This is a genomic window from Lentzea guizhouensis (assembly GCF_001701025.1).
GTDB lineage: Bacteria > Actinomycetota > Actinomycetes > Mycobacteriales > Pseudonocardiaceae > Lentzea > Lentzea guizhouensis.
In genome coordinates, this window is record NZ_CP016793.1 from 5085646 (window position 1) to 5103392 (window position 17747).

Annotated in this window: 17 protein-coding genes; 12 read left to right on the forward strand and 5 right to left on the reverse strand. The window is 71.3% G+C overall.

Annotation, left to right across the window (positions count from 1 at the left end; translation table 11 throughout):
* Nucleotides 1–3 precede the first annotated feature (3 nt).
* Nucleotides 4–309 carry a hypothetical protein gene (locus BBK82_RS50495; RefSeq protein WP_154697482.1) on the forward strand — a complete coding sequence of 102 codons (306 nt, stop codon included), beginning with the start codon at nucleotides 4–6 and terminating at the stop codon, nucleotides 307–309.
* 1511 nt (nucleotides 310–1820) lie between these two features.
* On the opposite strand, the gene BBK82_RS25125 is transcribed toward BBK82_RS50495, so the two are convergent.
* A complete protein-coding gene (locus tag BBK82_RS25125) occupies nucleotides 1821–2300 on the reverse strand; it encodes a hypothetical protein (RefSeq protein ID WP_065917207.1) in 480 nt (159 codons plus the stop codon).
* Between the two features lie 288 nt (nucleotides 2301–2588).
* On the opposite strand from BBK82_RS25125, the gene BBK82_RS25135 reads away from it, so the two are divergent.
* From BBK82_RS25135 to BBK82_RS25180, 10 genes are all read left to right on the forward strand, one after another.
* On the forward strand, nucleotides 2589–3017 hold the full coding sequence (locus tag BBK82_RS25135) for a phage tail protein (RefSeq protein WP_065917209.1): 429 nt from the start codon (nucleotides 2589–2591) through the stop codon (nucleotides 3015–3017).
* Nucleotides 3014–3745, forward strand: coding sequence for a CIS tube protein (locus BBK82_RS25140; RefSeq protein ID WP_065917210.1), 732 nt, complete (start codon nucleotides 3014–3016; stop codon nucleotides 3743–3745). Before BBK82_RS25135 ends, BBK82_RS25140 begins: the two co-directional genes overlap by 4 nt.
* Nucleotides 3738–5507, forward strand: a complete 1770-nt coding sequence (locus BBK82_RS25145) for a VgrG-related protein (RefSeq protein WP_065917211.1) — start codon at nucleotides 3738–3740, stop codon at nucleotides 5505–5507. The genes BBK82_RS25140 and BBK82_RS25145 overlap by 8 nt, the downstream gene beginning before the upstream one ends.
* Nucleotides 5508–5529: 22 nt before the next feature.
* Entirely contained in the window at nucleotides 5530–5814 is a 285-nt protein-coding gene (locus tag BBK82_RS25150) for a PAAR domain-containing protein (protein ID WP_065917212.1), read from the forward strand.
* The gene (locus BBK82_RS25155) at nucleotides 5815–6225 is read left to right on the forward strand and encodes a GPW/gp25 family protein (RefSeq protein WP_065917213.1); all 411 of its coding nucleotides are present in this window, start codon (nucleotides 5815–5817) and stop codon (nucleotides 6223–6225) included.
* Nucleotides 6225–8150, forward strand: a complete 1926-nt coding sequence (locus tag BBK82_RS25160; RefSeq protein WP_065921334.1) for a putative baseplate assembly protein — start codon at nucleotides 6225–6227, stop codon at nucleotides 8148–8150. Before BBK82_RS25155 ends, BBK82_RS25160 begins: the two co-directional genes overlap by 1 nt.
* A 2-nt stretch (nucleotides 8151–8152) precedes the next feature.
* Nucleotides 8153–8671 carry a phage tail protein gene (locus BBK82_RS25165; protein WP_065917214.1) on the forward strand — a complete coding sequence of 173 codons (519 nt, stop codon included), beginning with the start codon at nucleotides 8153–8155 and terminating at the stop codon, nucleotides 8669–8671.
* Complete coding sequence (locus BBK82_RS25170) at nucleotides 8668–9609, forward strand: zinc ribbon domain-containing protein (RefSeq protein WP_065917215.1); 942 nt, start codon at nucleotides 8668–8670, stop codon at nucleotides 9607–9609. The genes BBK82_RS25165 and BBK82_RS25170 overlap by 4 nt, the downstream gene beginning before the upstream one ends.
* Nucleotides 9609–12587 carry a VWA domain-containing protein gene (locus tag BBK82_RS48985; RefSeq protein ID WP_065917216.1) on the forward strand — a complete coding sequence of 993 codons (2979 nt, stop codon included), beginning with the start codon at nucleotides 9609–9611 and terminating at the stop codon, nucleotides 12585–12587. The genes BBK82_RS25170 and BBK82_RS48985 overlap by 1 nt, the downstream gene beginning before the upstream one ends.
* An 85-nt stretch (nucleotides 12588–12672) precedes the next feature.
* Entirely contained in the window at nucleotides 12673–13965 is a 1293-nt protein-coding gene (locus BBK82_RS25180) for a COG1470 family protein (RefSeq protein WP_065917217.1), read from the forward strand.
* Nucleotides 13966–13979: 14 nt separating this feature from the next.
* Here BBK82_RS25180 and BBK82_RS25185 read toward each other — a convergent pair whose 3' ends face one another.
* From BBK82_RS25185 to BBK82_RS25195, 3 genes are read right to left on the reverse strand one after another with little or no spacing between them, the layout of a single operon-like run.
* Nucleotides 13980–14606 carry a helix-turn-helix transcriptional regulator gene (locus BBK82_RS25185; RefSeq protein WP_065917218.1) on the reverse strand — a complete coding sequence of 209 codons (627 nt, stop codon included), beginning with the start codon at nucleotides 14604–14606 and terminating at the stop codon, nucleotides 13980–13982.
* A 31-nt stretch (nucleotides 14607–14637) separates the two neighbouring features.
* A complete protein-coding gene (locus BBK82_RS25190; protein ID WP_065917219.1) occupies nucleotides 14638–15300 on the reverse strand; it encodes a response regulator in 663 nt (220 codons plus the stop codon).
* Nucleotides 15297–15935, reverse strand: coding sequence for a sensor histidine kinase (locus BBK82_RS25195; RefSeq protein ID WP_065917220.1), 639 nt, complete (start codon nucleotides 15933–15935; stop codon nucleotides 15297–15299). The genes BBK82_RS25190 and BBK82_RS25195 overlap by 4 nt, the downstream gene beginning before the upstream one ends.
* Before the next feature lie 226 nt (nucleotides 15936–16161).
* On the opposite strand from BBK82_RS25195, the gene BBK82_RS25200 reads away from it, so the two are divergent.
* A complete protein-coding gene (locus BBK82_RS25200) occupies nucleotides 16162–16740 on the forward strand; it encodes a hypothetical protein (protein WP_065917221.1) in 579 nt (192 codons plus the stop codon).
* Here BBK82_RS25200 and BBK82_RS25205 read toward each other — a convergent pair.
* Nucleotides 16703–17689, reverse strand: coding sequence for a PHP domain-containing protein (locus BBK82_RS25205; RefSeq protein WP_065917222.1), 987 nt, complete (start codon nucleotides 17687–17689; stop codon nucleotides 16703–16705). The genes BBK82_RS25200 and BBK82_RS25205 overlap by 38 nt on opposite strands.
* Nucleotides 17690–17747 lie beyond the last annotated feature (58 nt).

A 17747-nucleotide genomic window follows, 5' to 3' on the forward strand; every position in this document is an offset into this window, starting at 1 on the left:
CCCGTGTGGCCGTTCCGTCGATCCGTTGCCCTGCCCGTCGTCCGCGCCGACTGGCGGACGTTGCCGCCGTTGCAGCGGGTGGTGGGGGCGCATCCGCTGATCAACCCGGTGGGCGGGTTCTCGTCGCGGCTGGCGTCGTGGCAGAACCCGTCGTCGTTGGCGCCGCTTGGGCATGTGGTGAGTGCGGGGGCGCCTTCCGGGAGTGTTTCCGGGGTGGTGTCGGAGGCTGTGGGGGGTGCTGGGGTGTTTCCGGCTGCGCCGGTGGTGGCGCGGGCGGTGGAGGCGGGTGAGCCGTCGTCGGTGGGGTGAGCGAGCCGCCGGTGGGGGTGGTTGAGCCGTCTGCAGGGGTGGGTGAGCCGCTGGTGCGCGTGGTTGAGCCGTCGGTGGGGGTGGTCGGGCGGGTGGACGCGCCGGCTGAGCCCGCTGGCGCTCCGGTTGGCTCGGTTGAGCGGGTTGAACCGGTTGGTCCGGTTGAGGCGGATGGCTCGGTTGAGCCGGTGGTGGCGGTCGGTTCGGTGGATGAGCCCGTGGGTGGTGTGGCGGCTTCGCGGGCGGTTGTGCCGGAGGTGGGTGCGCCTGCTCGGCCGAGGAAGTTGGGGTTGGGCGAGCCGATCGTGCAGCGCGCGGTGGAGCCGGGGGCGTCTCGCGGCGCGGCTGAAGTGGGGCCGTCGGGTGCTGGGCCGGGTGATGCGGGGCTGGCGGATGTGGTGCTGCCGGGGGTGGGTGGCGCTGATGTGACGGGTGCTGTGGGCAGTGCCGGGTTGGTCGGTGGTGTGGCGTCTGCGGGTGGGGCTGGGGTGGTGCAGCGTTCGGCCGATGCGGAGGCGGGCGGTGTGCGGCCGGATGTGCAGCGCCTGCATGGCCAGCCGCAGGTTGGTCAACTACCCGTGGTCCAGCCGTCCGTGGTCCAGCCGCTGGCGGTCCAGCCGCCGGTTGTGCAGCGGTCGGTTGTGCAGCGGTCGGTTGTGCAGCGGTCGGTGGGGGATGGCGGAGACGGTGCTGGTGGAGACGGGGCTGGAGTAAACGGGCATGGCGGGGCCGAGGTTTGGCAGGCGGTGGAGTCCGCGGGGCCGGGAGGTCGGGGGTCGGGTGAGGTTCGGGGATCGGCGACGCAGCGGGTAGAGGTCCAGCGCGCGGTTGCTCGGGGTGGGGGAGACCAGGCGGTTGGCGTGCAGCGGATGAGCGCGCAGCCGGCGGATGCGCGGTCGGCTGGCGCAGGGTCGGCGGATGCAGGGTCGGTGGGCGCAGGGTCGGTGGGCGCGCGGTCATCGGGCGCGCAGGCGGTGGATGCGCAGGCCGCGGGTGCGTGGTCGTCGGGCGTGCAGGCGTCGGACATGCAGCAAGCGGGAGCACAGCCGATGGACACGCGGTCGGTGGACGCGCAACTGGTGGTTGCACGGTCGGTAGACACGGAACCGGGGGCAGCGCAGTCGATGGACGTGTGGTCGATGGGTGCGCAGCCGGTGGAAGCGCAGTCGATGAGTGCCCAACCGATGGATGCGCGGTCGCTGGAAGCACAGGCGGTGGATGCGCACTCGGTGAGCGGACGGACCGGGGACGGGTCGGTCGGGCGTGCGGGTGGCGGGCCTGTGGGCGTTCAACGGGTGGATGTGCAGCGGGTTGAGGCGGCGTGGACGGAGGATCGGCGGTGGGCGGACACCGGACCGGTGGAGGCGTCGCGGGTGGCGGGGCAGATGCCAGGTGTGCAAGGGCTGGGAGTCCAGCGAGTCGAGGGACACCGGGCGGAAGTCCGGCGCGCGGAGGGGCACCAGCCGACAGAACACCAGCCGACAGAACACCAGCCGGCTGAAGTTCAGCGCTCAGAAGACCAAGGCGCAGAGGCCCGCGAAGCGGGCTTCCAGCGAGCAGAGACCCAGGTGGCAGGCCAGCGAGTAGAAGTCCAGGGCGCGGAACAGCGCTTGGAAGTACGACCGGTGCAGAGGCAGCGGGACGAAGTTGCCGGGGCTCGCGGTCTGCAGGCAGAAGCGTCGCGGACTGATGGTCGGTGGGCCGACGTTCAACGGGTGGAGAGCACAGCGTCTGGGTCGCCTGTGGGGGTTCGGCTGCCGGAGGTGCGACAGGCGCAAGCCCGGCAGGCGGCGGTCGAGGTGCAGCGGGTGGTCGAGGTCGGGCCCGTGGACGTCCGGCACCCGGAGTTGCAGCGGCTCACGGTTCAGCAGGTGGAGACGAACCCCGCGCAACCACGGCAACCAGACGGGCAGCACGTCGGTGAGACCGGGTGGCCACACACCACGAGAGAACCCGTGCGACCGGCCGTGCAGCGTGCGGAAGCCGCTCAAAGCGTTGCACCACAACAGAGGCGGGAGGTGGCGCAGTTCGACCCACCCGAGCCCGCGAAAGCCCCACCGCTGGTCATCGCGAGAACCACCGAACCCGGACCCGGAACAGAACCCGGACCGGCACCCCAACCAGCGCAACAGGAACAACGCGTCGAGGCACCCAAACCCGAGCAGAGCCCCGAGGAGTTGCTGACCAAGTTGTACGACCCGCTCGTGAGGCGGTTGAAGGCGGAGCTGTGGCTGGACCGTGAGCGTCGAGGCGCGCTCACCGACCTTTAAGGACGTGCGATGACCGCGCCGGAGGAAGCCGTTGCCGTGTGCTTCAACGTGCAGGTGGACAAGGACGACCTGGGGTCGTTCAACAGCTGTGAGGGGTTGGGGTGCGAGTTCGTGATCGAGCAGCGGGAGGAGGGCGGCAACAACGGGATGGTGTGGCAGTTGCCCACGCGGATCAAGTACCCCAACGTGAAGCTCTCCAGGCCGGTCACCAGGGACAGCCAGAAGATCACCCGGTGGATCGCGGGGATGGCGGCCGGGGTCAAACGCCGCACCGCCGTCATCGAGGCCAAGAACCTCGAAGGCAAGACGATCGCGAGCTGGTCGCTGGCCGAGGTCATCCCCGTCAGGTGGACGGGGCCGCAGCTCAGTGCGGAGCAGGCGAAAGTGGCCACGGAGACGCTTGAGCTGGCGCACCACGGGTTCTTGGACGCGCGATGACCGTCACGTTCACGTCGGCCGGGTCGGCGACCACGTCGAAGAAGATGGAGCACGCGAGCATCACCGTGCACGAGCCGCCGAAGCCGGGCGGGTTGCAGCAGCCGGGGACCAAGCTGAGCGAGATCAAGTTCCAGTTCAACCCCAAGGAGCTCACGCTCGCCAAGAACGCCAAGTGGCAGCGGCAGACGCAGCCCAACGCGGCCAAGAGCGGGGTGCCGGAGTTCAAGGGGGCCGAGCCCGCCAAGCTGCAGCTGGAGATCTTCCTCGACTCCACCGACACCATGGGCGACGCGACCATCAAGCTGGTCGAGGAGCTGTTCAACCTCACCGTGCCCACGAAGGACAGCCGCACCAACGGCAAGGGCTCGCCGCCGTGGGTCATCTTCAAGTGGGGGACCACGACCGGTTTCCCGAGCTTCGTGTCCAGCGTCAGCGCCAAGTACACGCTCTTCACGCCCGGCGGGATGCCGGTCAGGGCGGTGTGCACGGTCAGCCTCGAAGAGGTCTCCGGCGAGCCGGGCGGGCAGAACCCGACCAGTGGCGCCAAGGAGGCCAGGGGTGCGCACGTGCTCACGGCCGGGGACAGCCTGCAGTCGCTGGCGTACCGGGCGTACGGCAACCCCGAGCTGTGGCGGCACATCGCGGAGGCCAACGGGATCGACGACCCCATGCGGCTGCGGCTCGGCAGCACCCTGCTGGTGCCGGCGTTGGAGGAGATCGATGGCTAACGAGAGCTTCGCCAACAACCTGGTCGTCGAGGTCGACGGCCAGGCGTTGCCCGCGGACGTCAAGCTGCTGCTCACCTACGCCTACGTCGACGACAGCCGCAACCTGCCGGACATGTTCGTGCTGCGGTTCCGCGACCCCGGCCACGTCGTGCTGAACAAGGGTGGGTTCAAGATCGGCGCCAGGACCGCGCTCAAGGTGCAGACCGCCGACCCCGGTGGGCCGAAGCCGTTGATGAGCGGGGAGATCACGGCGGTCGGCGTCGAGCTCGACGGGCAGGGCACGTTCACCGAGGTGCGCGGGTACGACGAGGCGCACCGGCTGTTCCGCGGCACCAGGGTCGCGGTCTACCCGAACATGACCGTCGCCGACGTGGTCAGGAAGGTCGCCCAACGGGCCAAGCTGAAGACCGGCACCATCGACGACGTCAAGGGGTTCGGCGGCAGGCCGGACACCCAGCTGAGCCAGGACAACGTCAGCGACTGGGAGTTCCTCAGCCGGCTCGCGAAGGCGGTCGGCGCGCAGATCGCGGTCAAGGACGGCAAGCTCGACTTCCGGCTGCCGGAACCGCCCACTGCCGCACCGAAACCGAACGCGAAGGCGAAGACCAACCCGCTCGTTCTTGAGCTGCACAGCACGCTCGTGGCGTTGCGGGCCGGCCTCACCACCGCGGGCCAGGTGCCGGAGGTGCAGGTCAGGGGCTGGGACTTCGAGAACAAGCAGGAGATCGTCGCCACCGCTGTCCCGACCACCGCGGGCGTCGAGGTGCCGCAGGCCAACCCGGCCGAGCTCGCGAAGAAGTTCGGCGCGCCACCACACCTCGAAGCCGGCCTGCCCTACCGCACGCACGCCGAGGCCAAGACCGCCGCGGACGCGCTCGCCGCCCAGCTCGGCGGTTCCTGCGCGGAGCTCACCGGTGTGGCCAGGGGCAACCCGAACCTCAAGGCGGGCACGGCGGTCGCGCTGACCAACGTCGGCGAGCCGTTCCAGGGCCGCTACACGCTCACCAGCACCCGGCACCTCTTCGCCGAGCACACCGGCTACACCACCGAGTTCACCGTCTCCGGCCGCCAGGAGCGCTCGCTCTACGGCCTCACCCACGGCACCAAGGCCAAGCTCCTCAACGGACTCGTGCCCGCCGTGGTCACCAACGCCAAGGACCCGTTGAACCTCGGCCGCGTGCAGCTCAAGTTCCCCTGGCTCTCCGCGGACTTCACCAGCGTCTGGGCGAGAACCGTGCAGGCGGGCGCCGGAGCCGGCCGCGGCATGCTCGTCCTGCCCGAGGTCGGCGACGAGGTGCTGGTCGGGTTCGAGCACGGCGACCTCGACGCGCCGTACGTGCTCGGCGGCCTGCACAACGGCAAGGACAGACCGCCCGAGCTCGGCAAGCCACCGGTCGACGGCGGCAACGGGGAGATCGCGGTCAGGGGGTTCGTCAGCCGCAAGGGCCACAAGGTCGAGCTCGTCGAGGACGAGGGCATCGTGATCTCCAGCGGTGACGGGAAGTTCGTCGTCAAGCTCGACCAGAAGGCGCAGACGGTCGAGATCACCAGCGGCGGGAAGGTGACCGTCGGGGCGCGCAACGGCATCACCGTCGACGCGGGCACCGGGCCGCTGGAGCTCAAGGGCCGGAACGTCGCGATCAAGGCCGCCGCCGAGCTCAAGGCCGAGGGTGTGCAGGTCAAGGTCGCGGGCCAGGCCCAGACCGAGGTCACGGCCGACGGTGTCCTCACCGTCAAGGGCTCGATCGTCAAGATCAACTGAGCAGGAAACGAAGGGGGAACCGGTGCCACCGGCAGCCAGAGTGAGCGACCTGACCGGGCATCCGGGCGTCATCATGCCGCCCGGCGTCCCGACCGTGCTCATCGGTGGCCTGCCCGCCGCGACGGTCGGCTCGATGCACACCTGCTCGTTCCCGCCACCCGCCGTGCACCCGCCGACGCCGATCGTCCCGCCCGGCTGCCCGACCGTGCTGATCGGCGGCAGACCGGCGGCCCGCGTCGGCGACCTGAGCGGCTGTGGCGCACCGGTCCTGCCACCCGGCTGCCCGACCGTCCTCATTGGAGGGTAGATGGACTTCATCGGCAGGGGCCTCAGCTTCCCCGTCCGCACCGACGCCACCGGCAGCGTGGCGCTCGTCGACGGCGACCGCGAGGTCGTCGAGAGCATCCGGCTGATCCTCGCCACCGCGCCGGGAGAACGCCCGATGCGCCCCGAGTTCGGCTGCGCGATCCACGACCTGGTGTTCGCGCCGGCCGACTCCTCGACGGCCGGCCAGATCGCCTACGAGGTGCGGCAGTCGCTGGAGCGCTGGGAACCGCGCATCGACCTCACCGACGTGGTCGTCGACTTCGCCGAGGCCGACAACGGCACCCTGCTGATCGACATCCGCTACACCCTGCGCACCACCAACGACCCGCGCAACCTCGTCTTCCCCTTCTACGTGATCGGGCCGCACGAGCTCGACGAGGACGGTGCGTGATGCCGCTGCCTCTGCCGAACCTGGACGACCGGCGTTTCCAGCAGCTGGTCGACGAGGCCAAGCGCCGCGTCCAGCTGCACTGTCCGGAGTGGACCGACCACAACGTCTCCGACCCCGGCGTCACGCTGATCGAGGCCTTCGCGCACATGGTCGACGAGCTGGTGTACCGGCTCAACCGCGTGCCGCAGCTGCACTACCTCAAGTTCCTCGACCTCATCGGCGTCGAGCTGTTCGCCCCGACCGCGGCCCGCGTGGACGTCACCTACTGGCTCTCCGCCCCGCAGGCCGCCCCCGTGGTCGTGCCGAGCGGCAACCAGGTCGCCACCCAGCGCCGCGGCCACGACGAACCGGTCGTCTTCACCGTCGACCGCGAGCTCACCATCGTGCCGTGCGAGCTCGCCCACCTCGCCACCGAACCGGCGGGCGGCCAGCCGGCGTTGCGCACCGACGACCTCAAGGCCGCCAAGGAACCACCTGTGTTCGCCGAGCAGCCACAACCGGGCGACGCCGTGCTGTTCGGCCTGTCCGCCGCGGTTCCCGGCTGCGCGGTGCTGCTGCGGTTCGACTGCACGCCGATGGGCTCCGGCATCAACCCGGACGACCCGCCGTGGGCGTGGGAGGCCTGGACCGGCGACGGCTGGGCCGCCTGCGAGGTCGACCGCTTCGACAACAAGGGCTTCAACGCCGCCGGTGACGTCGTCGTGCACGTCCCGCCCGGCCACACCACCTCGGTGCTGGCCAGGCAGCGCGCGGGCTGGCTGCGGTGCCGCGCCGAGCGCCTCTGGCCGGACCAGCCGTTCTACCAGCGCTCACCGCGGATCAGCGACGTCACCGCGGCCACGATCGGCGGCACCACCGAGGCCGTGCACGCCGACGTCGTGCACAACGAGACCGTCGGCGTTTCGGAAGGGGTTGCGGGCCAACGGTTCCCGCTCGCCAGAACGCCCGTCGTCGCGGGCGCCCCGATCACCGTGGAGGTCGCGACCACCGACGGCTGGGAGGAGTGGACCGAGGTCCCCGCGTTCGCCGAGTCCGGCCCGCGGGACCGGCACTTCCTGGTCGACAACGTGGAGGGCACGCTGATCTTCGGTCCCGCCGTGCGCGAGCAGGACGGCACGCTCCGGCACTACGGCGCGGTCCCGTCGAAGTCCGCTGCCATCCGCGTTCCCGAGTACCGCACCGGCGGTGGCCTGCGCGGCAACGTGGCCCGCAACCTCGTGACCGTGCAACGCGACCCGGTGCCGTTCGTCAGCACCATCACCAACCGCAAGCCCGGCCGCGGCGGCGTGGCCGGCGAGTCGGTCGAGGACGCGGCCCTGAGAGGCCCGCTGTCGCTGCGGACCAGGGACCGGGCCGTCACGGCCGAGGACTACGAGATCCTCGCGCGAGAGGCCGCTCCGGAGGTCGCCAGGGTGCGGTGCGCGCCGGGTGACGACGGCGTGCGCGTGCTGGTCGTCCCCGCGGTCCCCGAGCACGAGGAACCGGACTTCGCCGCGTTCCAGGTCGACCAGGAGACCCTCGAACGGATCGCCCGCCACCTCGACGCGCGCCGCTGCGTCGGGGCCCGCGTGAGCGTCGAACCGCCCTTCTACCAGGGCATCACGGTCGTCGCGGACCTCAGGGCACGTGCCGGGACGCCCACCGAGGCCGTCCGCGCCCGAGCGGTGGACGCACTGGCCGCCCACCTCGACCCGATCACCGGCGGCGCCGGCGGCACCGGCTGGCCGTTCGGCCGCCCGGTGCACTCCGGCGAGGTCTACGCGGTCCTGCAACGCGTCCAGGGCGTCGAGCTGGTCGAGGACGTCCGGCTGTTCGCGGCCAACCTGCTCAGCGGCGAACGCGGCCAGGCCGTGCAGCGCGTCGACCTGCCGCCGAACGGGCTCGCGTTCTCCTACGGCCACCAGGTCCGGGTGGTGAGGAGCTGACCATGCCGATCTCACCGCACCCGCTCGGCGAACGCCTGCCGGCCGTCTACACCGACGACGACTTCACCCAGCGCTTCACCGCGGCCCTCGACGAGGTGCTCGCGCCGGTGTTCACCGTGCTCGACTGCTTCGCCGCCTACCTCGACCCGCGCCTCGCCCCCGCCGGCTTCGCCGACTGGCTCGCCGGCTGGGTCGCGCTCGACCTCGACGAGAGCTGGACCGCGTCACAACGGCGTGAGCTCGTCGCCCGCGCTGTGCACCTGCACCGCTTCCGCGGCACCAGGAGAGGTCTGGCCGAACACGTCTGGCTGCTCACCGGCGGCCGCGTCGAGATCGCCGACAGCGGCGGCACCGCCGTCTCCCCGCGCCCCGACGGCGCCCTGCCGGGCAGCTCGCCCGCCCACGTCCTGATCAGGATCCGGCTCGCCGACCCGCACGCGGTCGACCGGGCGAGGATCACCGCGGCGGTGCGCCGGATGGTGCCCGCCCACGTCGCCACGACCATCGAGGTGGTCACATGATCGTCTGCCAGAGCTGCGGGGAGCACAACGCGCCGAACGCCGAGTTCTGCGGCCACTGCGATGATTTCCTGAAGTGGACCGGCACGCCCGCCCAGACCGGCGCGGTCCGCCCGGACACGCGGCAGCAGGTGCTGCACCACCGTCCACAGCAGACCGAACGCAGACAGGCCCAGCCCGGTGACCTGATCTGCGGCCAGTGCGGGTCCGGCAACGTGCCCGCCCGCCGGTTCTGCGGCGTGTGCGGCCACTCGCTGGTCGACGCGGCCGTGCGGGAACGGCCGTGGTGGAAGCGCTGGCTGCCGGCGAAGGGCCCGAAGGTCAGACAGGGCGGCAGCCGCCCGCGCCGCACCAGCGGGGCCGCGCGGGTCCGCCACGGGATCGGTCTCGCGATCCGCTGGGTGCTCGCGCTCGCCGTGCTGCTCTTCGCCGCGCTGTACGGGTTCTCCCACCCGTTCCGCAGCAGCGTGAACACCCAGGTCGTCGCCGCCAAGGACGTCGTGGCCGGCGTGTTCGTCGACAACCCGGTGCCGGTGCGGCAGAGCGCCATCTCGGCCACCAGGGAGCTCCCCGACCACCCGGCCCGCCTCGCCATGGACAACGACAAGGGCACGTTCTGGGCCGCGCAGACCGACCCGGGGACCACCGCGCTGACCATCCAGTTCGACCACGTCACCGACCTGCGCCGGATGATCGTCCACATCGGCGACCCGAAGAAGTACCTGGGCTCGCAACGGCCGCAGCGGCTCACGCTGGTGTTCGACACCGGCAAGACCCACGACGTCACGCTCACCGACGTGCCGGACCCCCAGGAGCACGCGATCAGGAACGGCGACGGCGTCCGGCAGGTGCAGGTGCTCGTCGCGGGCGTCTTCCCGTCCACCGAGAGCACGGACACGGCGATCGCCGAGATCGAGCTGTTCGAGAAGCAGGTGAAGTGATGCGCGCACTCGCGCTGGCCGTCGTCGCGCTGCTGGTGCTCCCGGTCCCCGTGGTGCACGCCCAGCAGGCTGAACCCGAGCCGTTCACCATCGGCTTCACCCGCAACGTCGACGGTGACAACCGCGAGGTCATGGCCGTCGACAGCAACGCGCAGAACTTGGCGAACCTGACGAACAACGAGCGCTACCAGCAGGAACCGGCGTTCTCGTTCGACGGCACCAAGCTCGCCTACGTGGACGACGAACGCGTGGTGGTCGCCAACGCCGACGGCACGAACCCGCGCAGGCTCACCACTGACGACCGGCGGCAGGAGCACCCCGCGTGGTCCCCGGACGGCACGATGATCGCTCTGGTCACCTGGTACCCCCAGGGCGATGGCCGCGTGCCCGTGGTGGAGGTCTACCGGGTCGCCGACGGCGCGCGGGTCGGTCAGATCGAGGTGCCTGACCACCTGGAGGGAAGCGACACCCAGCCGGACTGGTCGCCGGACGGCACGACCATCGCCCTGGTCCGCCGCGCCCGCCACGCCGTTCCGCCGCAGCTCGGCAGTCCGCGGACCGACCGGCCGGCCCGCCTGGGGAGCAGCTTCGACCTCGCCCAGGTCGTCAAGACCCCGCGCATCCCGCCGAAGCCGGACATCGTGCTGCTGATCGACGTCAGCCGCTCGATGGACGACGAGCTCGCCGGGGTGCAGCGCACGCTCGCCGAGATCGTGGAGGAGGTCGGCACCGCCCAGCCGGAGACGCAGTTCGGCCTTGCCTCGTTCGCCGGTCACGACAACGGCGACCGGATGTTCTACCGGCACAGCGAGCTCACGAAGAACCTCGGCAACGCCGTCAACGACATCACGCTCGTGCCGAACCAGAACTCCGAGGAGGTGTGGGCGCACGCGTTGATCCGGGTCGCCACCGGCGAGTTCGACTTCCGGCCCGACTCGAGCCGCGTGGTCGTGCTGATCGGCGACGAGCCGACGGTGGAGCACGAGCCCGAGCAGGACGACACCGTCGACGCCGCCATCAAGGCGTTGCAGGAGCAGAACATCAAGACCGTCGCCGTCGACAGCGGCGGGATCAACGCCACCGGCCAGGTCACCAGGGTCATCCGCGACCCGAAGGGCGCGCTGAAGACGTTCGACGAGAACGGGTCCGCGGAGATCAGCGAGGCGATCCTGGACGGCATCGGCGACCTGGAGGTCAAGATCACGCCGGTCCCGTCGTGCGACGAAGGCCTGAGCGTGGAGCTCGACCCGGCCGGGCCGGTGACCGCGCCCAGCGGCCAGGACGTGCGGTTCGCCGAGAGGTTCACCGTCGCCGGCACCGCGGTGCCCGGCAGCACTCTGCGGTGCACCATCGAGTTCCGGCTCAACAACGAGCAGGAGGCACCGCCCGCGTACACGCAGGTCGTCACCGTGCGCGTGGCCGGTTCCGCGCAACCGGTGGTGCTGGTCGAGGACGTGACCGCGCAGGCGCGGGACGACGGCGGCGCGCTGGTCCGGTACGAGGTCTCGGCCGTCGACAGGGAGGGGCGTCCGCTGGTCCCGGCCTGCGTTCCGCCGTCGGGGACCTTCTTCCCGGCCGGCGTGACGACCGTGCGCTGCACCGCGACCGACGCGCGGGGCAACACCGGCACCGACACGGCGATCGTCACCGTGGTGTCGGCCGAGGAGCTCGGTTCGCGGATCTGGCTCGTCACCCCGGACGGCAGCACGCAGGTCGACCTGTCCGCGCGCTTCGCCGAACCCTGCTCCGGCAGCAACGACGAGGACCCGGCGTGGTCGCCGGACGGCACCCGGCTCGCGTTCACCCACGACGACGAGCGGATCTGCACGGTCGCGGCGGACGGATCCGGTGCCGTCACGGTGGTCCAGGACGGCGAGGTCGTCGAATGGCCGCGCAACCCGGCGTGGCTGCCCGACGGCACCAGGCTGCTCTTCGACGCCGCGGACTCGGAGGCGGAACCGGACCTGTGGCGGGTGGCCGCGCAGGGCGGCACGCCGGAGCTGTTCCTGGCCGGCGGGAGCGAGCCGGCGGTGCGGCGACTGCCGAAGATCACCGTGACGGCGACCGCGGCACCGGCGCAGATCGCGTTCGGCGGCACGACGACCCTGGAGTTCACCGTCACGAACACCGGCTACGCGCCAGCACCGGTCACGCTCACCGTCACGCTCCCGGCCGGCCTGCAGGGACAACCGATCGGCGGCCCGGTGGGGTCCGTCGCGGCGGGGGAGACCAGGACCGTGCGCGGTGAGGCCAGGGGCGTTGTGGCCGGCGACCACGCCGTGACCGCCACAACGGGTTCCTCCACGGCCACGGTGACCGTGAAGGTCGCCGAGGAGGTCAAGCCACCGGACACCCCGGGATCGCTGTCCCTGGCGGTCGGTGCGAGCCCGCAACCGGGGTTCGTCGGAGGGGACGCGGTCGAGGTGACGTTCAGGTTGCGCAACGGATCCGGCACGCCGATGACCGACGTGCGGCTGATCGCGTCGGCGTTCGGCTGCCAGCCGGACTGCGTCGTCGGCACCGTCGCACCCGGCGCGGAGGCCGAGGTGAAGCTCGCGGTTCCCACCACGGCGGCCGTCGACGTCGACCTCGCCGGGGTGCTGACCGCGACCGGCCCGGACACCGATGCCGCCGACAACGTGGCGTCGACCAGGGTCGTGGTCAAGCAGCCCGCGCTCACGATGGACCAGCAGGCCGGGCCGCTCGGCGGTGTGGTCTCGGTGCAGGGCAAGGACTTCCCTCCGGGCGCCCGGGTCAGGCTGGCTTGGAGCGTCGGGATCTCCGAGACACCGGGCGAGCTGACGACCGCGGACGGCACGTTCAGCGCGCAGATGCTGGTGTTCCACAACGACACCGAAGGAACCCGGCAGGCGCTGGCGACCTCGGTGGGCGGCACGCGGTTCGGTGAGGTGAAGGCAGCGGACTTCCTCGCCTGGCCGAGCACCGTGCAGCCCGCCGGTTTCGTCGAGCGCGGGTGACTTCCCCAACGGGCAGAGATGAGCGCACCCGGCCACGCCTGAACCGCCGCTGTGCGCCGGCAACCGGACGAGGAGACTTCCTGACATGGGAGCAACAGCGACACTGTCCACTTCGGACCTGTCGGTCGCGCCGGGCGGGGACGCCACCTGCCAGGTGGTGGTCCGCAACGCGGGTGAGCTGGTGGACCAGTTCACGATCGACGTCGTCGGCGAGGCGGCGTCGTGGAGCCACGCCGAACCGGCCGTGGTGAACCTCAACCCCGGCGAGTCGGCACCGGTGCTCATCCGGTTCGCCCCGCCCAGGGACGCGGGCGTGGCGGCGGGCCAGGTCCCGTTCGGCGTCCGGGTGGTCTCCCGCGAGGACCCGCACGGCTCGGTCGTCGAGGAGGGCGCCGTCACCGTCGGCGCGTTCACCGACGTGGCCTCCGAACTGGTGCCCGCCAAGGCCGAGGGCAGCCGCGGAGCGAAGTTCCAGGTGGCCGTCGACAACGTCGGCAACTCGCCCGCGCTGTTGCGGCTGCGCGCCGTCGACCCCGAGGACGAGCTGGACTTCCGGCTGGACCGCACCGAGGTCGTGCTGCCGCCGGGCACGACCACGTTCGTCCGGCTGCGGGCCAAGCCCCGCAAGCGGTTCCTGCGCGGTGAGCCGCAACGCCACCCGTTCCAGGTCGAGGTCCTGCCCGAGCACGGTGAGCCGCTCGTCGCGCAGGGCACGATGGTGCAACGCCAACTGCTGCCGCGCTGGCTGCTCCCGGCGCTGATCACGTTGCTGCTGCTGGCCGCGGCCTTGGCGGCGCTGTGGTTCACCGTCGTCGAGAAGGCGGTGAAGTCGGCGGCGCGGGAGGCCGCGCAGCAGGAGAACGCGGCGATCAAGGAGAAGGCCGAGGAGGCCGCGAGCACCGCCGGTGCCGCCAAGGACGAGTCGAAGCAGGCCGCCGCGAACGCCGGGCAGGCACTGGAGGCGCTGGGCATCGAGCCGGGCGACACCTCGGCCACCCCGACCCTGCCGAAGCCGGCCGAGCAGGGCGAGTCGATCACGTTCCGGCTCGACGCCAACGCGCCGATCGTGGCGAACAGGACCTCGTTCACCGAGTACACCTTCACGCCGCCGGCGGACAAGACGCTGGAGATCACCGACGTCTTCTTCGAGAACCCCAACGGCGACTCGGGCACCGCCCAGATCGTCCGGGACGCGTCCGGGACCAGGTTCACCTTCCGGGTGATCGGGCTCGGGAACTACCGGGACCGCGACGAGCACCTGCAGGAACCGTTGCGCATTAAGCCGGGTGAGAAGGTCGTGTTCCGGGTGAACTGCCAGAACCAGGCGCCGAAGGGCCCGTGCACGCCCTCGGTGGTGTTCAACGGGCGTGCCGAGTGAGCCCGCTCCCAGGCTCAGATCAGGCCTTCCCGCAACGCGAAGGCCACGGCGTGGGCGCGGTTGCGCAGCTGGAAGCGGTTGGTGATGTCGTGCAGGATCGACTTCACCGTCCGCTGCGAGTAGCACAACCGTTCCGCGATCTCCTTGGTCTCCAGGCCGTCCGCGATCATCCGCAGCACCTCGGTCTCCCGGCTGGACATGCCGGCGAGGTTGAGGCCGTTGGGGCGCAGCACGTTGCGCTGCAGCTGCGACACCCGGCCGAGCAGCCGCCCGAGCAGGTCGGCCGGCAGCGCGCCCTCACCGGCGTGCGCGGCCTTGATCAGGCGCACCAGCGTGTCCGGGGTGGCCTCGGCCCTGCGCAGCACCGCGGACACCCCGCTCGACACCACGTCGAGCAGCTCGGCGTCGGCCACGTCACCGGCCACGAGCACGATGCCCTGACCGGGTTGGCACTGCAGCTTGCGCAGCAGCTGCCGGACGGTGTCGTCCATCTTCTCGGCGACGACCAGCGCCACGCAGGTCTCGCCGACCTCGGGCTCGACCAGCCGGATCTCGGTGCGGCCGCGCAACGCCACGGTCACGCCCGCCCTGGTGATCGAGTCGGTGGCGTGCAGGACTACCTCGACGGGTTCCGCGTTCATCAGCTCTCCCCTTCTGACGTCAGCGAACCCATCATCCGGCGCCGGGCGTCCCGTCCGACATGGGCAGTGTTCCCGAACTGTCCCGGATCCGGTCCACCGCCTGCGCGCGGTCGGCGGCGTGCAGCTTGCGCAGGATGTTCGACACGTGGTTGCGCACGGTTTTCGTGCTGAGCACGAGGTCCCGCGCGATGGTGGCGTTGCCCTTGCCCGCGGCCATGAGGTTCGCGATCTCGCGTTCGCGGGAGGTGAGCTCCGGCATGGCCTCCGGGCGCGGCGCGGACGTGAAGAACTCCAGCAGCCTGGTCGCCACGGCCGGGCTGAAGATCGCCTCGCCGTCGCCGACCGCACGCACGGCGTCCACGATCTGCTGCGGGCGCGAGGACTTCACCAGGTACCCGCGGGCACCGGCGCGCATCGCCGCGAACACCGACTCGTCGTCGTCGAACATCGTCAGCACCAGCACCCGCGCGGCCGGCCTGGCCGCGACGATCCGCCTGGTCGCCTCGATGCCGCCCACCCCGGGCATGTTGAGGTCCATGACGATCACGTCGGGCTGCAGCTCCGACGCCAGCTCGACGGCCGCCGCGCCGTTGGAGGCCTCGTCCACGACCGTGATGCCGTTGTCGGTCAACGCCGCCGTGACACCGCGGCGGAACATCGGGTGGTCGTCCACGACCAACGCCCTGAGCGTCATGGCACGGGCAGTGCCGCGGCCAGGCGGGTGCCACCGGCCGACCGGGGTTCGACGAGGCAGTCGCCGCCCAGCTCGGTGGCCCGCTGCCGCATCGACGCGAGACCCACGCCCGAGCCGGTCTGCTGCGCACCGCGGCCGTCGTCGACCACCTCGACGTGCAGCGACCCCTCGAACCACAGCGTGACCCGGCACGTCCGCGCGTCGGCGTGCGTGACGACGTTCGTGAGCGCCTCGCGGACGATCCGGTACGCGGCCACGCCCACCGCGTCCGGCAACGGCGGCAGCTCACCGCGCACGACCACGTCGATCGTCACGCACAGCCGCGACCGCAACGCGGCGACGAACTGCGAGACCGCTCCGACCAGCCCCAGCCGCAGCACCGACGCCGGGTTCTCGTTCGCGACCAGTGCCCTGATGTCGTCGATCGCCGAGTGCAGCTCGTCCTCCAGCGAGGCGAGCAACCGCGCCGCCGCCACCGGGTCGGCCGCGACGAGCTGCCTGGCCGAGCGCAGGCCGAGCGCGACGGCCGCGAGCGAGGGCCCGACGCCGTCGTGGAGGTCGCGCAGCACCGTGCGGCGCGCCTCTGCCGCACTCCGGTCACATGTCTCCGCTGGCACGATGAATTGGCGGCGCATGCTTCCTCCCTCCCCGACGATGACGTCGTTCCCTCATCCGCACCCGTTTCGGCTGGACACGATGGTGTTAGCGCAAGCCACCTGAACGGCCCAGCCGGCGGGGTGATGCGGTCGTTTGCATCCCGATGGAAACGCCGGCCCGCCAGATACACCTGGCTCACCGGATCAAATGGCCCGATGAGCGGTACGGATGTATTTGTGCTCTGAATGGCGGCTCTTCACCGGTATGGGAGTCGAGGTCCACGACGCCCGCTGGCTCGCCGCCGTGCCGGGAGCCGAGCTGGTGGTCGGGCTGGACGCCGTGGGTGCGCACGCCGCCGAGGGGCACCGGGTGACGGTGCTGATCGACCTCGTGCCGGACAACGTGGCATCGCTGCGGGCGATGGCGGCGCGGGCGGTGGGCGAGGGTGCGCGCAAGGTGCGGGTGCGGCCGCACGGGGTGGACCGCGTCGACCTGGTCCACGCGGCCGTGGAGCTCAACCGGGTCACCGAGGACGACGCGGTCGAGGTCCAGTTCGACGTCACGTCGGCGGCGCTGCTGAGAGCCGACCCGGAGGCGTTCGTGCGGGTCGACCCGCTGGTCGTGCTCGCGGACGGCACGGTGGTGCCGATCTGCGCGGGGCTGGAGCGCTACGCGCTGGGGCGGCTCGGGGAGATGACCGCGCTGGTCAGGGCGTGGAACCCGGAGCCGGTGCGCGACCTGTGCCGGATGGCGCTGAGGCGCGCGCTGGCCGACACCGGGCCACTCGTCTCGTGGTACGAGCACCTCACCCGGCTAGCAGCTGAGCCGCCGGTCGAGTGTTGATCACCATCTCGGGCGTCACGCCGCACTCCTCGGCCCGCGCGCAGCCGTAGTTCAGCCAGTCCAGCTGGCCCGGCGCGTGCGCGTCGCTGTCGATCGAGAACGTGCACCCGGCGTCCACGGCCAGCGACAGCAGCCTGCGCGGCGGGTCGAGGCGTTCCGGGCGTGAGTTGATCTCCACCGCGGTGCCGAACTCGGCGCACGCCTCGAAGACGCGCTCGGCGTCGAACTGCGACTCGGGGCGGCCCTTGCCGACGACGAGCCGGCCGGTGCAGTGGCCGAGGACGTCGACGTGCGGGTTCGCCACGGCGGTCAGCATGCGTTCCGTCATCTCGGCGCGCGGCATCTTCAGTTTCGAGTGGACGCTCGCGACCACGACGTCCAGCCGTTCCAGCAAGTCGTCGTCCTGGTCGAGCGAGCCGTCGTCGAGGATGTCGACCTCGATGCCGGTGAGGACCAGGAACGGCGCCAGCTCCACGTTCAGCTCCGCCACCACGTCGAGCTGCTTGAGCAACCGGTCGCGGGAGAGCCCGTTCGCGACGGTCAGCCGCGGCGAGTGGTCGGTCAGCACCATCCACTCGTGGCCGAGGTCGCGGGCCGCCTCCGCCATGTCCCTGATCGGGCTGCCGCCGTCGGACCAGTCGGAGTGGACGTGGCAGTCGCCCTTGAGCTTCGACCGCATCTCCTCGCCGCCGGTGATGTCGACGTGCCGCAGCTTCGCGAGGTACTGCGGCTCGCGGTTCGCGAGGGCGTCCGCGACCACACCGGCGGTGGACTTGCCGACGCCCTTCAGGTCGGTCAGCGTGCCGAGCCGCGCGCGTTTCTCGACGTCCTCCGGCGTGAGCTCGGCCAGCACGGCGGCCGCGTTGCGGAAGGCCTGGACGCGGTAGGTCGGCTCGCCCGCTCGTTCGAGGTGGAAAGCCACCTGCTTCAACGCCTTGACCGGATCCATACCTCTTCCTACCCCATCGGCGGCGTCCCAGCGTCTCGACAGGCCCGTCCCGACCATC

Bases quoted from the DNA above. Each gene is read 5' to 3' on its own strand.
- BBK82_RS25200 (WP_065917221.1), top strand. From the start codon at position 16,162: ATGGGAGTCGAGGTCCACGACGCCCGCTGGCTCGCCGCCGTGCCGGGA.
- BBK82_RS25185 (WP_065917218.1), bottom strand. From the start codon at position 14,606: ATGAACGCGGAACCCGTCGAGGTAGTCCTGCACGCCACCGACTCGATC.
- BBK82_RS25145 (WP_065917211.1), top strand. From the start codon at position 3,738: ATGGCTAACGAGAGCTTCGCCAACAACCTGGTCGTCGAGGTCGACGGC.
- BBK82_RS25165 (WP_065917214.1), top strand. From the start codon at position 8,153: ATGCCGATCTCACCGCACCCGCTCGGCGAACGCCTGCCGGCCGTCTAC.
- BBK82_RS25155 (WP_065917213.1), top strand. From the start codon at position 5,815: ATGGACTTCATCGGCAGGGGCCTCAGCTTCCCCGTCCGCACCGACGCC.
- BBK82_RS25180 (WP_065917217.1), top strand. From the start codon at position 12,673: ATGGGAGCAACAGCGACACTGTCCACTTCGGACCTGTCGGTCGCGCCG.
- BBK82_RS25190 (WP_065917219.1), bottom strand. From the start codon at position 15,300: ATGACGCTCAGGGCGTTGGTCGTGGACGACCACCCGATGTTCCGCCGC.
- BBK82_RS25195 (WP_065917220.1), bottom strand. From the start codon at position 15,935: ATGCGCCGCCAATTCATCGTGCCAGCGGAGACATGTGACCGGAGTGCG.
- BBK82_RS25170 (WP_065917215.1), top strand. From the start codon at position 8,668: ATGATCGTCTGCCAGAGCTGCGGGGAGCACAACGCGCCGAACGCCGAG.
- BBK82_RS25205 (WP_065917222.1), bottom strand. From the start codon at position 17,689: ATGGATCCGGTCAAGGCGTTGAAGCAGGTGGCTTTCCACCTCGAACGA.
- BBK82_RS48985 (WP_065917216.1), top strand. From the start codon at position 9,609: ATGCGCGCACTCGCGCTGGCCGTCGTCGCGCTGCTGGTGCTCCCGGTC.
- BBK82_RS25140 (WP_065917210.1), top strand. From the start codon at position 3,014: ATGACCGTCACGTTCACGTCGGCCGGGTCGGCGACCACGTCGAAGAAG.
- BBK82_RS25160 (WP_065921334.1), top strand. From the start codon at position 6,225: ATGCCGCTGCCTCTGCCGAACCTGGACGACCGGCGTTTCCAGCAGCTG.
- BBK82_RS25135 (WP_065917209.1), top strand. From the start codon at position 2,589: ATGACCGCGCCGGAGGAAGCCGTTGCCGTGTGCTTCAACGTGCAGGTG.